This is a genomic window from Tardiphaga sp., assembly GCF_028290495.1.
Classification (GTDB): Bacteria; Pseudomonadota; Alphaproteobacteria; order Rhizobiales; family Xanthobacteraceae; genus Tardiphaga.
Genome location: NZ_JAQGJT010000099.1, coordinates 1 through 14,305 on the forward strand (window position 1 = coordinate 1; position 14,305 = coordinate 14,305).

Annotated in this window: 8 protein-coding genes and 1 pseudogene; 2 read left to right on the forward strand and 7 right to left on the reverse strand. The window is 57.1% G+C overall.

The genetic code is table 11. The features are described from left to right. Positions 1 to 856, reverse strand: a pseudogene (locus JWQ24_RS15785) (IS3 family transposase); the annotation flags it as partial. A 197-nt stretch (positions 857 to 1,053) separates the two neighbouring features. On the opposite strand from JWQ24_RS15785, the gene JWQ24_RS15790 reads away from it, so the two are divergent. Both JWQ24_RS15790 and JWQ24_RS15795 read left to right on the forward strand, forming a co-directional pair. Then, positions 1,054 to 2,163, forward strand: a complete 1,110-nt coding sequence (locus JWQ24_RS15790) for an acyltransferase (protein ID WP_299809786.1) — start codon at positions 1,054 to 1,056, stop codon at positions 2,161 to 2,163. A 209-nt stretch (positions 2,164 to 2,372) separates the two neighbouring features. Then, on the forward strand, positions 2,373 to 2,834 hold the full coding sequence (locus JWQ24_RS15795; protein WP_299809789.1) for a hypothetical protein: 462 nt from the start codon (positions 2,373 to 2,375) through the stop codon (positions 2,832 to 2,834). 86 nt (positions 2,835 to 2,920) lie between these two features. Here the strand turns inward: JWQ24_RS15795 and JWQ24_RS15800 are convergent, their stop codons facing one another. The 6 genes from JWQ24_RS15800 to JWQ24_RS15825 all read right to left on the reverse strand — a co-directional run bounded on the left by JWQ24_RS15800 (position 2,921) and on the right by JWQ24_RS15825 (position 14,288). Continuing rightward, positions 2,921 to 4,195, reverse strand: coding sequence for an O-antigen ligase family protein (locus JWQ24_RS15800; protein ID WP_299809792.1), 1,275 nt, complete (start codon positions 4,193 to 4,195; stop codon positions 2,921 to 2,923). Between the two features lie 162 nt (positions 4,196 to 4,357). Further along, on the reverse strand, positions 4,358 to 6,571 hold the full coding sequence (locus tag JWQ24_RS15805; protein WP_299809795.1) for a hypothetical protein: 2,214 nt from the start codon (positions 6,569 to 6,571) through the stop codon (positions 4,358 to 4,360). A 170-nt stretch (positions 6,572 to 6,741) separates the two neighbouring features. Further along, positions 6,742 to 8,763, reverse strand: coding sequence for an asparagine synthase (glutamine-hydrolyzing) (gene asnB, locus JWQ24_RS15810; RefSeq protein WP_299809798.1), 2,022 nt, complete (start codon positions 8,761 to 8,763; stop codon positions 6,742 to 6,744). Positions 8,764 to 8,824: 61 nt separating this feature from the next. Then, a complete protein-coding gene (locus JWQ24_RS15815) occupies positions 8,825 to 11,053 on the reverse strand; it encodes a hypothetical protein (RefSeq protein WP_299809801.1) in 2,229 nt (742 codons plus the stop codon). A 113-nt stretch (positions 11,054 to 11,166) separates the two neighbouring features. Next, positions 11,167 to 12,333 (reverse strand): Gfo/Idh/MocA family oxidoreductase, encoded by a 1,167-nt coding sequence (locus JWQ24_RS15820; RefSeq protein WP_299809884.1) that lies wholly within the window; start codon positions 12,331 to 12,333, stop codon positions 11,167 to 11,169. 5 nt (positions 12,334 to 12,338) lie between these two features. Further along, on the reverse strand, positions 12,339 to 14,288 hold the full coding sequence (locus JWQ24_RS15825; RefSeq protein WP_299809805.1) for a heparinase II/III family protein: 1,950 nt from the start codon (positions 14,286 to 14,288) through the stop codon (positions 12,339 to 12,341). Between the last annotated feature and the right edge of the window lie 17 nt (positions 14,289 to 14,305).

Here is a 14,305-nt window from a genome sequence, read left to right on the forward strand (position 1 = left end):
TAGCAGCGCATCAGGCTTGCCTCGTCGCCAGATTGCCATGACGAGGGCGTCGGTCACAAGTTGCGCCGTCATATCGGTATGCATCGACCAGCCTACTACGCGCCGAGAGAACAGGTCGATGACGGCCGCCACATAAAACCAGCCTTCCGCCGTCCAGACATAGGTGAAGTCAGCAATCCATTTGCGATTGGGAGCCGCCGCTTCGAAGGTGCGGTCGAGTACGTTGGCAGCGACGGCGCTCGCCTGACGTTCACCCACGTCAGGAGGAAGGCGACGCCGTCGTGGCCGCGCCCTGAGAGCTTGTAGCCGCATCAATCGTTCAACCCGGTGCAGCCCGCACGACACGCCTTCTGCAAGCAGGTCATGCCATACACGCCTGGCGCCGTAGGTGCGGTCGCTCGCAAGGAAGCTGGCTCGAACCTTCGCACCCAGTTCCTCATCGCTTCGGCTACGCCGACTGCGTGAACGCGTCAGCCAGGCATAGAACCCCCCTCGCGAGACACCGAGCGCCTCGCACAACCAATCCGCCGGCCAGAGCCCCCGGTGCTTCGAAATGAAACCGAACTTCACATCGATTCCTTCGCGAAGTAGGCCGCGGCTTTTTTTAGGATGTCGCGCTCAGCCTTCAGTTTGGCAACCTCGCGCCTGAGACGCGTGATCTCCTGCTGCTCCGGCTTCATCTGACCTTGGCCGGGAAACGCATGTTGCGGGTCATCGGCGAACTTCTTCACCCACTCACGCAGCTGCGTCGGATGAACGCCGAGGTCCTCGGCAGCCTGAGCGTAGGACACGCCCCGATCCTTGATCAGCTTGACCGCCTCAAGCTTGTACTCTCGCTAAACTTCCGTCTCTCCATGACACACCTCCAGCTCCATAAACCACCTAACTTGGTGTCTTCGGAACCGGGTGCAGCTCAGAGGTCGGCGATCGACAACCTTCTAATCCCGGGTTGTGCATCGACAGCGATCAGGGCTAGCTGTGTGCGTACGTAATGGGAGCACGGTACTGAAACCTATGCAAAATCCACCAAACGGTTCAGGACACCTACGCATTGTGTTTGCGAACAGCCTGCGGGGGGTAGCCGCGCTATCTGTGGTTGTTTCACACTATTTTGGCGTCTTCTGGGGAGATCGTGTTTTTGTTGGTAAAATCGGCGGGTTTCCGCCGGCTGACGAACCTACCCCAAGCGTCGTTCTTTTGCTTGATAGCCTTCCGAGCGTAAATGCCGGAGTCCTTGGAGTTGCGCTATTCTTTTTAATTAGCGGCTTCGTGATCCCTTTCTCACTACAAAAAATGGACGTGGCAGGATTTATTGTAAACCGGCTACTAAGGATCGTTCCGACCTATGCGGCTGGATTTGCCGTCACACTGACGGCCATCTGGTGGTCAAGTCGATACTACGGCTTCGAGTTTCCGTATCAAAAGTGGCAGGTCATACTTCATTTCGTCCCCGGATTGCGCGACAGCATAGGCTTTCCCAATATCGACGGAATAATTTGGACCCTTGAAATTGAGGTCAAGTTCTACATTATTGCGGCCACCATGGCTTCGCTTTTGCGAAATGGCGATCTGCGCGTTTTTCTGTTTCCACTCGCGCTGTTCGCAGCAGTGGTCATTGATGGCGAATTGCGGCCCGGATCGACCGATTCAAACCATCTGCTCTGGCAATTTCGCTACCAAAGCCCTTTTTTGATTTTCATGTTCATTGGCGTAGCTTTCAACTATTCTTACAGGAAAAAATTCTTACTGCCTTCTTTTGTGTGTTTGGCGGCGGCACTATTTTGCGGGTTTTATATCTCTGCCGGCTATTTGACACGCGGATGCTTCACATTTCTAACCGGAAGCTATCTAACGGCACTCTTGATTTTCGTGCTCGCCTCCCGCGTTTCGGATAGGTGGATCGATAATGCAGTTCTGCGCCTGCTGGCGGCCATCAGCTACCCACTTTACGTCTGCCATGCCGTTGCGGGATACGTCGTATTGGCGGCTCTTTTGCGAAGTGGCATTCCTGCTTATCTCGCGCTCTTGCTGACTTGCGCTGCAGCTGTGGCTGTCAGCCTTCTCATCCACCACCTTATTGAGGTGCCGACCCAGCATGTTGATATTCGGCGCCTCAGGAGATTTTTTCCTGCTGTCCGTGACGCAACGCGGGCTAGGCGTTAACCGGGCGACATTCCGCAACGAAAATTTCACGTTGCATCCTCTTAGGAGCGGTGCACTAGCCGCGCGCCGTTAGCCACTTGTTTCGGTGGCACGTAGATGTTGAATGCCTTTTTCTTGGAAAATGCTGGTGTGTTGACGCGCGATGATGGATTCATCATGTAGTGGATATTCTAGCACCGACTTACTGGCTGCCTAGGTAGCAACAGCTTATGGACCATGCGATGTTAAACCGTCTCGGCAAACTCCTGGGGAACGTTCTCGGCGGCCTGCTCATCCTTGTGCTCTCCTTCTTTGGCACATTGAAGGTGATTGATTACTTCAGCTCGAACAGACCTGATGCAATCAGGGCCCGGCACGCAGCAGCCATCACGACCGCCCTGGAGAAGTTTCGCGCTGCGCGCGGAAGTTATCCATTCCCCTATTCCAACAATCCTATCAGCGACTTAAAGAGCGCGCTGGTCGATCCACATTTTCTAACAGAAATCCCTACTGATCCCCAATTCGTCGAACCAGAAAATCAGTACCGATACGTTTCTCTCAACGGCAAAGCATACGGCCTGCTATTAAACATAGAACCATCCAGCGGCAAACCCGGCATCACGAAATGCCTGATGGGAGTCGGGACGGAGGGAACGAGTTGGTGGGGAGAACCCCCGACCTGCCGGTTCTGACGCTCGACAGCGAGAAGCCGTCGCGCCGATGGGGCCGCACGCAGAGCTCAATTGCCCGCTTCGGCAGCCCGCTCTGTTTCGCGGCACTAAGCTGGCAGATCGAAGGCGACGCCGCCGCCGGCTAAGGGCGGCCTAGCAGATGCTTCGACCTGCGTACAATCCTGACGGCTGCGAATCGCCGATCCAAGGAAGCCCACTGCTAGGCAGTAAAGCATCCCCTGCGAGACGGTGGCAATGTGGCTGTTAAAGGCCGAGCCAATGACGTTCTGAAGAACGATAGCCTGTCCAAACAAATTCAGGAGTTGGTGCCCCCTGAACATCTGAAAATGCACCCACCACATCGCCAGCAGCAGCAGGCCGCCTACCAAGCCGAGCTGAAGTGAAATCCCGATAAACTGATTGTGGGGGTCCGGAGTAGCTTCACCATAGGGCGAAGGCGCACTGGTCTCTAACGCCGCATATAGTGACTTGATGCTGCCTGTGCCGTGACCCAGTACAGGGGCGGCCCAGACCAAAGCGACGCCTTTCTTCCAGAAATCCAGTCGCGCAGCGGTCGATACGCTTTCCTTGGCACTGTCTGTCGTGTGGATGTCCGTCCAGAACTCCTTGATGCGTAGTTGAGCTGGCGCTGATGACCACAGGGCTAGCCCGATCACAACTAGGAGCGGCGCGACCACGAAATATCGTCGTCGATCAAGGCGGGACAGAAATAAGATCAACAAGGCCAAGCAGATCAGGACGCCTGTCTTTGAAATAAAGATCAAGAATATGTCGGTGAAGAAAAGGATAGCCAAAGCGATCGCCAGGACGGCGCCACGCTTTTTGCCCTCGGACCACAACCGCACGGCTCCGTTAGCCATTCCGAACGCACACAGAGCAAAGAAACCGCTTTGGACTGCATTGTCCTTGAACGGGACGCCGGGTGACTTGAACCAGTTCCACAGATCCCCCGGCCAGATGAACGAAGCCCAAGAGAGCATGAGAAGGATGGTACAGGCCGCCACAAAGCCAGAGCCGATCTGAATAACCTGCCTTGTGGAAAATCTTGAAGCCAGCAAGACCGGAATTAGCAGCAGCTTTGCGTAAGGGCTGATCCACTTGATAGAAAAAGCAACCGATTCAGGCGTCCAAAGCAGGCCAAGGCATAACAAAGAGAACAGCAGAACAGGAAGCAGTCCGGCTAACCGGCGCGTCGTCGCAAGCAACGCGGCAGTATCCAACGTCGCGAGAGCACAGATAAGGAAGATTGATACGCATACAGCCTGCCCAGTTGTACTAAGGGGAAGCATAAACGCCGTAGCAACGGCGGCAGGTTGCCGCGTAGAAACCAAAACGGATGACAGCATCTTCAACGTTGACAAAAGCTACAATCCCCGGGGCTATCTCGGCTACTTTGATACCTAGCGAAACGCCCATCAGCTCGGCTTAAGCATTCAGATCCGTTTAGAACGTCCCCTATTATGACGCAATGACCAGCGCTGGTCGTATCAAGCATGCCTCACAACGTTAGCATTCCGCCTACATTACTGAGATGGGGTAATCGAGCTCTTGGACCGCCGGTAATAGCCAAATACCATCGTCGTGAAGACGACATAGGCGACGCCGGCCAGAACCGCAGCCCCACCATAGAGGAGAAAGAGAAACGGCGAATACATGAAGGGAATCGACGTGAAAAGGAAAAGCTTGGCCGAGATCAGAAGGGGCGAATTGCTGCCGACCAGGAACAGGTCGAGCAGGAGAAAAAAGAGCCCATATAACGCCGAGATTAGGATGACGCCCAGAAAGCCCCAATTATTGTAAAGATCCGCAGGCAGAGCCAGCGGCGAGTTGCCGAGTTCACCGCCTGAGTTTGCAACAGACAGCTCATTCGAAAGCTGCGCTTGGGTGCCTAGGCGAACGCCTGACAAATCCACCGCCCATCCTTTTCCATATGTCGGCGCGTTCTCGCCCCAAAGCCGATACGAAATGGCGTTTTCCTGCGGCGCAGCCATCACAGCACGATGGGCGATTTGAAGAACTGCACCGCTGATGCGCGCAACCAGACCGGCTGCCGCTGGAGCGTTCTGCTTTTCTTCGGCGTCATCCGGGCGAGACCGCATGTTGGGGTATGCAATTTTAGGATGTGAACTAGCCGCTCTCGTTTCCCCGTTTGAAGGTTCCGCGCCAAGGACCGCGCCCTCCTCCTCCTCGCGCTTCATCTGCTCTTCGTCTGCGTTCGAAAGGGTTCTCTCCACCGGACCGAAAACCACTCCCTCCAGGACACCCGACACCCTTCCGTCCTTCGGCATCTCGCTTGCCACAAAGAGGCTAATCCGGTCGGACTTCGGCCTGAATACGATCCGACCATTCTTGCCGCGAGCGATCCACGTCTGGGTCGCATCGTCTATAACGCCCATGACGGCATGACCCCGCTCCGTATGGAGAGTGTACTTCAACTGATATCGCCGATCCGGCTCGACGGTAACGGGGGCGCTGGCCAGTAAAGTCGCCTGCCTTGTAAGGGAGCCGACCTGCTCGCCGAAGCTCATCGCCTCGCCGAGTGCTGACAATTCAGTCGTGCCGCGCACCGTTCGCCATTCGAATCCCATCGAATTCAGCGAGCGTCCCGCAACGACCACCTCGTTGCTACGATCCAGCGACAGCGCATTTATCGTCACGTTAGAGAAGCCGAGCTCACTTCCTGCGCTGGCGATCACGATCCAGAGCTGCCCGGACGGAGCGAGAAAACTGATTTTCCCCGATTCCAACATCGATTCGCGCGCTATCCACCGTCCTGAAGCGCGATCGACGACCCCGATGGCGGCGGCAGCTTCTATGCGGGCTAGGTAAGTCAGGCTGTAGGTCGCGTTCGGCACGACCAGCATGATCTCGCTTTGCAGGCGGTACTTGTTTTCTTCGCCTCGCGCCGTGTGCGTCTCGATAAACAGCGCGCCGTCCCGCTTTTCAGCCTCGGTGTCCGTTATCTTCTGCCAATTGATGCCGAAAGCAAATTCGGTTGACCGATGCTTCGGAGGAGCAAGTGGTAGATCGGCCCGGCCAAGCATCAGGGTAAGCAACAGAACCATCGCGGCCATCGCCGCAAACACAGGCACTGCAGCGGCGACCGGCATGAGTCGCCAACGGCCGCGAAACGTCTGCTCGATCACGAATGCAACCGCCAAGCAGAGCATAAAGACCAGGATCACCAGTCGTTGCCCGGAAATGAGCATCGCCAGAAGCGCGATGGCCATGGCAGAATAAAACACGATCCGGTTCCGATAGGCGCCCCCGCACAGCAGGGCGGCCGTACAAAGGACCGGAATGCCAATATCGCGAAATTGCTTGACGTAACCGGGCGCAAAGTACCCTTCGATTCCCGACGACATGATCAGGCGGGCTTCGTTCAGAGCCCGTTCATGCGCGAAAAAGGCTGCCCTCAACAGAGTGCGGAGATGATCGTGATTCAAGACCCGAAAAAGAAACAGGCTGGTCACCAGGACACATACTGCAAGCCCCGCCGTAATGGCGAAGTTATCTGCTGGCGTTTTCTGAAGCAGCCGCGTGGAACTAAAGAAGTGAAGCTTCGCAATGCGTTCTGAGAACAGGTAGCTCCAAAGGCTGCCTGCGGCCATGGTAGCTATGCCCGCCGCCAGACCGATATTCATCACTTCAAGGGAATTCGGGATGCTCAGCGAATGCCAAACCAGTACGGAGCCCACCGAAAATAGAGCTACGCCAATGACATAAGCATCGAGCAAAGATGGCCCAACATTTCGCCAAGACGGCCTGAAGTACAAATAGCCACAACCCGCTATAAAAAAAATCGCTATCAGAAAAATTGACATTGGCGCCCGTCAAATAGCCGGCAAATCAAATTCGATGTAGAATATCATTGTACCACCGAAATTGAAATCGTAATTTTCGCGGATTAGGCCGCAACGTCCGCAGGTGCATCAACCCAATAGTCGTACCAGGCGGTCAGATTGTAGAGCGTCCAAAGTTGCTGCGCCCGATTGGCTCGCCCAAGCCTGTGGTCGGAAAACATCTCACGAATATAGGCCACATGGAAAAACCCCCGATCCATCATTCTCGATGACAGAATTTCCCGTTCCACACGCTGGCCAAACTCGCCCTTCAACCATTTTATCATCGGAACGTCGAAGCCCATTTTGCGTCGATAGATCAGCTCGTCAGGAATGATGCCCTCGACCGCCTTTTTGAGAAGGTACTTGCTGACCCCGTTCTTTACCTTGAATTCTTCGGGAATGTCGAAGCTGAAATCCACCAATTCCTGATCGAGGAACGGAACACGCGCCTCCAGCGAGACGGACATGCTGATTTTATCGACGCGCATCAATAGTAGTTCAGGCAACCTAAGGCGAAATTCGTTGTAGACCATCCCGGCGAGCACATCATGACCGGGAGATGACACACCTAATTCGTCCGAGAACGACTTTATGACATTGAAACTATCCGGACGGACATAGCCGGGATCGAGTATGCCGGCAGCGATCATCCGGTCGTGATGTTTGACCGAACCAAGATTTTCCGAGCGCAGAAGCCGCTTCTTGGTAGCATTCCAGAACGACATCGACAGAATCCAGAAATGCCCGCGGTCGTTTGCGGCCCGATCGGCGATATCGGCATAGACATCGAGCTTTGGATGAAAATCTGACGCCCAGGCCGCGACGCCGGCGACGGCAGACTGCACCGCATTCGGGACAAAGGTACGGAACGGCGACCAGGCTTTCTGATACAACTTGAGGTACTTCAGATAGCCTTGATAGCCGGCGAACTGTTCGTCCGCTCCCTCGCCGACCTGCACCACCTTTATTCCGTGATCATGCGCCAGTTTCGATACAAAATAGAGAGGGACGCAGACCCAGTCCGCCAACGGTTCATCCTGATGATAGACCATATTCTGCAGGTAGCCGACCATGTCGTCTTCGTCGATCAGGACCTCATGATGATTGGTATCGAACTGTTCGGCAGCGATCCTTGCATAATTCAGCTCATTCAGTTCCGCATCGTTCTTGTAGCCGACGGTGAACGTATTGATCCGGCTGTCGGTGAAGCGGGACATCAGCGCCACATTCGTTGATGAATCGACTCCGCCAGACAGGAAAACACCGAACGACACATCTGACATCATCCGCTTTTCAACAGCGCTCGACAGCCGCTCCCGAATTCCATCTACGTAGAAGTTTTCGAGCGCAGCGCTGGACAGATTGTCGGTCTGGGATCGGTCAATGCCCCGTCCCGGACGGGCGACATAATACTGCGTCACCTCGATTGTCCCCCCCGGGGATATCTTCATCCAGCTTCCCGCCGCCAGCTTGTAGACGCCCTTGAACATCGTCAGCGGGGCAGGGGTGGTCAGGAAGCTCAGATAGTGAACCATCGCAGCCGGATCGATGTCCGGAACCAGGGCCGGATGCGCCAGCAGTGCCTTGATCTCGGAAGCGAACGTGAACTGTCCATCGACCTCGGCAAAATATAGCGGTTTAACGCCGATGCGGTCCCGCGCCACATACAGCGATCCATCCTTCTGGTCCAAGATCGCAAAGCCGTAGTCGCCGGTGATTCTCTCCAGCAAACCGTCTATTCCCCACTCCTCGTAGCCGTGGACGAGCACTTCGGTATCCGAATGGTCGGTTCGAAAGTCGTGCCCGCGCTTCACCAGTTCGGGCCGCAATTGTTGATGATTGTAGATCTCACCGTTGAAGGTGATCCAGATCGTGTCGTCTTCATTGCTCATGGGCTGGCCGGCGACGGTACTCAAGTCGACGATCGAAAGCCTGCGGTGAGCGAGACCCACGGAGCCGTCCGGCGATATCCAGGTGTTGGCGCCGTCAGGTCCGCGATGTCGCATCGTGTCACGCATCTTCCCCAACAATTCCGGGGAAACCTGCTTGCCGTTGTAACCGTAGACCCCGACGATCCCGCACATAGTAACTCCTAGCAATCGCTGAACGACGTCTTGATACGGGCGTGGCGGCCCCAATGGGGGCCTAACTGGTTCCGAACAAGGCGATGGTGGATGCCTGCTTCGCGCTCGCCCAACTGTAGTTTCGATCGTATAGCAGGCGTGCATTTGCGCATGCCACTGCATAGCGTTGAGGGTCCGAAGCAAGCTCCCGCAATGTCGTGACCATCGCTCCTGCTTTGACATAGGGTGTCTTCAGCACGCACGACGGATCGCTCAGTTCCCCAGAGATATGCAACTCTTCGTTAAGAATGATTGGTCGACCAAGCGAAAGCGCTTCAGCAAGTTTGTTGGATGCCGCGTATCGATTGATCGTGCGCTGCGGATCGTAAAGTACCGGCACGAAATGGCAGCGCCGGGTCTCCTCGAGAACGGCCCCCGAGTCCAGAAAACCAAGGAACGTCACGTTTTCGGCTTGCCTAATGGCTTCGACTATTTCGGAAGAGCCTTCTCCTGCGACGCGCAACTCGACGCCGGGGCCCTTTGCAAGTTCCAGCAGCGCGCCAAGGCCTCTTTGCCAGTCCAGCCAGCCGCCGTAGAAAATCTTGATCTTTCCGTCGAGGAGCGGTTCAGGTGGCGCAGCACCGCTGTCCGGCGGCAGGTTTCGAACCACCGTGACCTTGTGTTGGCACCAGCGTGGCAGAGCATCCCGGCGAAAGCCTTCTGGAACAAGCGTCGCATCGGATAGCAGAACTGCCAGACCTTCCAAGGCATTCATGAAACGTGTGACCGGAACCGGCAGCGCATAGCGCTGCGCCAGGTTGTCGTGAATGTTGTACAGGAGGCGGCAGTTGCACATGAGCTTGTAGAGCATGGCCGCCGGGAATGTCTCGATATCGGAGGCATGCACAATTCCCGGCGATCTGTGCCACAGGACTTTCAGCATGCCGACGTTGCATGAAAGTATCCCGCCGATGTAGCGAAACGGCTTTCTTCCGTTCAGAAGCGGAAACGGCGTCCCGACACGGACGACCTCGTAGCCCTCCCATGTATCCGAGGAAAGCGTTTCGCCACGCTTGGCGCCGATGAACACAACCGCAAGTCCCGCCTGACGTGCAACATCCATCATTCTCGTCACGCGGGGGACGGGCCTGTCGGCGAAGCGCGCAAAGGCCGCAACCTGTGCCTCACGGGGATCGCTTCGTTCGCGACGGGCCGTGAGAGTCATCCCGAACAGGAATGTCGCCAGCGAACCGGCAGCGCTTGCAAAAAGGAAGCCGGGCACGGCCATCGACGGAACAAAGAACAACGCGCACAGTCCGTTACATACGCCAACAAAATAACATAGCGATTCGAACCAAACCAACGATGTGACTTTAAAGAGGTTTGCCAGGTTCATCGCAAATCCAAACGCGACTACGCCCAATAGTATGTCTCTGCAAAGAGCGGCCCCAACCGCGAGCTCGAAGCCGAACATCGTCGCGACGATCCACGGCACGACGGAAACCGTCGCCAGGACCATCAGCAGGGCCAGCCCCAAAGCATCGACGATCATTCCCCTGAACTTACGTGCCGGAGAGCGCCCTTCTCTGCTCAATTTCGGAAACCAGCGCAGCCAGGAAGACAGAAACACCATGCCGAACAGCGTCCCGAACGCGAGCGAAACGCCTGCGACCCCAAGGTCGACACCGGAATAGTAGCTTCCAATCAGATAACGCGGCGAGTTACTCGCCGCCGCGCTTACGGCAACGCCGAGCGTAAACCACACCGTGCGGCGCACCAGGACGGCGGACTGTCCCAGCCTGGCGCGCAGCGTGCCCGGCCGGCGGTCCGGCCAGGAGAGCCTCACGGCCCGGATCCAGCACGTCACGGCTGCGAATGCCGCCCCGATAACCAGCAGGTAGATCGGGGAGACGCTAATCCCGAGCGGAATTATGCAGGTGGGGAGTAACACGAGCAATAACTTCGCGACGTTCAACGTTGCATAGCGACGCATCGCGCTCGCCGTGCTCTGCCGTAGCAGGTCGAAGCCCCAGGTGAGATCGACCGCTGCGTCGGATATCCGAAGCAGGACGACGAGAATCAAAAGCGACACCGGAATATCTAGCATCTGCCAGATCGCAAGAACGGCGATGGTGGCCACCAGGGTCGACGCGATGCGCGTACCCGTATAGTCCCAGCTGTCGAACTCGCTCATGCGATCGACGCTGATGTAATAAACCAGCCCAAGAAACGACAGGCTGAAGATCAGCGCCGCAATTCCAGACGCGATGACAAACTGCGCGGCAGCGACCAGGCTGACCGTATGGGACAACACAACGGCGACTACGATATTGGGAGCGGCAGCGGCAACCTGCCCTACGATGGCAAAGAAATGGTGGGACAGCCCGCCTAGTGCGCTTCTGCTGGCTATCTTCCCAAATCTATTCATCGGTCGGCAACCTGCTGGGCCGTCACAGTGACCGGCTGCCCACTGTCAGCGGCCTCCTTCACTGCCAAAAACAGCTCTGCCGTTGCCCTGACATAGCTCCGGCTGGCGGCTTTCGATCGGTCAAGACTGGCAATTGCGGTCAGGCTGTTGACGATATTCGACCGGTGCCCATGATCTCGGAAAAGCCCTTTGTATCGGAGACGCCGGTGTCCGGAATCGATTCGAAGATGTTGAAAATCGGACATGGTAATCAGGACGTCGCCGCGATGCGCATTGAGAACCTCGCGCACGCCCTCGAACGTGTGGCCTTTGGCCGAGAAGGTGATCCCCGCCACCGACTTGTCGGCAAAAACAATCGAGACGGAAAAGTCAGACTTGGCTTCGGGCGCGGAGACGGCGTTGATGACGCATGGAAACGCGTTTTCCAGCCCTACCATCTCGAGCGTCAGGTCCGTCCAATGACAAAGATTTCCAAGAATCCGTCCGCCTTCTGCCTCACTGAAGTACCAGTGATCGTCAGGAATTTCGTGGCCGGCGATAAACCAGTTCACCATCAAGGGACCGGCGGCCGTCTCCAAGGCGCTTCTTATACGCCTAAAGATCTCGCTCCGCGGGCGATTGAACCCCAAGAATACCATGCAATCCGGGTTGCGCTTCTGCGCGGCATCGAGGCGCTCGAGTTGATCCCTCGTGACGACATGCGGCTTTTCAATATGGACATGCTTGCCCGCGTCGAGGCAGCGAATGGCGTATTCGGCATGTGATGCGTGATTTGATGCGATATAAACCAGCTTGATTTTATCGTCGTTCAGCAGCGTTTCGAAATTTGCCGCGGCATAGGCCCCGTTATATGCCTCGCAGAGAGAACGCGACCGTGATGGCAGCAGGTCGTACGTCGCCTGCAGAAAGTTCGGCTTCGCTCCCTTGAGATAGAAGGCGGTGTTGAAAAGAAAGTTTCCGGCGCCGACAACTCCGACGAAGCGATCCGGACTTTCGGGATTGGAGCATTTCGGATTGCGCCAGACATCTCCTTCAAATCCCAGCGTCTTGCCCGAATGCAATTGCGCCTTGGCTTTGACGAAGGTCGTGATCGGCCCGAACAGCGTCGCGTAGCGAACGAGTTTTCGGACCTTGAAAGCCACCGATGTTTTGTTGTGCTGCATTTTCTTCAAGCCTGTCTGTTGTCGACCAACGACAGCCGAAGCTCGAAGTTGCTGACCAATGTGCCGCCCCCCGCCGGGCCGGCCACGACACGTATCCCGGTACTGGAGACTTCGCCCCCATACACCGGAGAGAACTGAAACGCGAACCGCTCAATGGCGCGCAAGCCGCTGCCGGTAAAATTCACCGTGCCCGCGACGCCTTCGCCGGTGAGGGCTGCCATATGCTCCGATACGAGTTCCACAGCGATGCCTGGAGCGAAATGCCAGCGCAACTCCACCGACTCGTCCGAAGACCAGCTATCCTCATTTTGGAGCCGGTAGCTCTCGCCATCGCGGGAAACCCTCAGCTTGCGCTTGACGTCAGCAAGATGTTTAGCCGCCACGACTGTCGCCGTAAACTGCGCGGCGCCGCCATCCGATGTGATCCCTGCTTCGGCGCACACCGGCGCGCCGCGGACCGTCATTCCGATGGAACCCTCGGCCCCGGCAAAGCGCGGCGACGACGCTGCCTGGATCACATTGTGCGCGCGCGACGAGATGTTCTGTGCCCGGCGGGCTGCATCCAGCGTGTAGGAGTGGCACCCTTCATCGACAATGAAATCAGCACCACCAGCGCTCACCCAGATCGACTGCGCGTCATCGTGATCGTGCGACGCACGGCCTTTGAGGCCCTGCTGCCCGACCCGCATGGCCACACTGAGTTCGCCGACCGTTGCCGACAGAAGCCCTCCGGCGAAGCGCACGGCACTTGGTGAATGGAGCGACGCGCCGATGGCGTGGCCGGAGCCGCCGATCGCCCGGAGCCACAATTCGAAATCGCTCATTGGGCCGCCAGCCCGGCTTTCGGCGAGCGCCTTCAATCCCGCAACGCTGCGGGCTGAAACGCCAAACTCCAGAATTTGTCCGCTGTCGCAATCGCCAATCACCGGCAGCAGGTCGCGGCAATCGGCTAGGTCGCAGGCGAATCCGACCGAGGCGTCAAATATGGCCGAAAGCTCATGGGACACGGCGCCCGATCGCCGGATTGAAAATGCGCGAGCCAGGGCGACCATGTCGGTGCATAACCTGTGATAGATTGGGGCGCGTTCGATATGGCATCCGTCCGGCTCGAACTGACGCCCGGCTTCCTCGGTGAAAGCCTTCACGTCCTTCGCGTGTGTCGTGTCGTTCTCAACCACCACCGACAGCACCAACATTCCGAGCAGGTCGGCGAGGTAGTGATTCCCCGGCACATCGCTGATCTCGGGAAACCGGCACAGGAAGCGGTAGTGGCTCGAAAGGCTCCGCACCGCCCTGCCGGCGAACCCGGCGGAGAAGCCATCGGCGACCACACAGCATGCCAGCATCATGTTGACCGCACGGATCGCGACCTCCATTGCACATGCCCAATTGACGCCGTACCCCACCGGATTTGACGTGATCCAGTCATCGACAATCTCTTCCAGTCGCGCGATGCAGCTATCGCGGAGGTCCGGAATCAGCAACGCGCCTTCCGCAAGCCAGACCAAATACTGCAGGCGGCTCAGTTCCCAGGCGATCTTGACGTCGCAGTGCTGCCCCGATGCCACGTAATCCACTCGAGAAAAATACACCAGCGGCCAAGCATGATCGTGAACCGGATCCCTGAGCCATCCGGCCTGCCGCGGAATCGCAACTTTGCCATATCCCAGCACGGACCATTGGCCGGACAACACCGCTTCGGCGCGTAGCCTGCAGCGACCGACGAATTCGACGTCGGCTTTTGCTTGCCTAAGCAGGTCGGAGCGAATTCCGGAGCCCAGACGCTCCAGCCGCAGGATTTTCTGCGGCGAGTCCGAGGCGGCGCCGCTGTCCCTCGGATAAAGCGGCGCCCAGACATGTGGCGCCAACGCAGACTTGATCTTGAACAGCGTAGCCGCCACCCCGGCTTCGCGAATGCGCGAACCGTAATATTGCGCTCGTTTCAAATAGCCCAATGAAGTCGTTCCTCGAA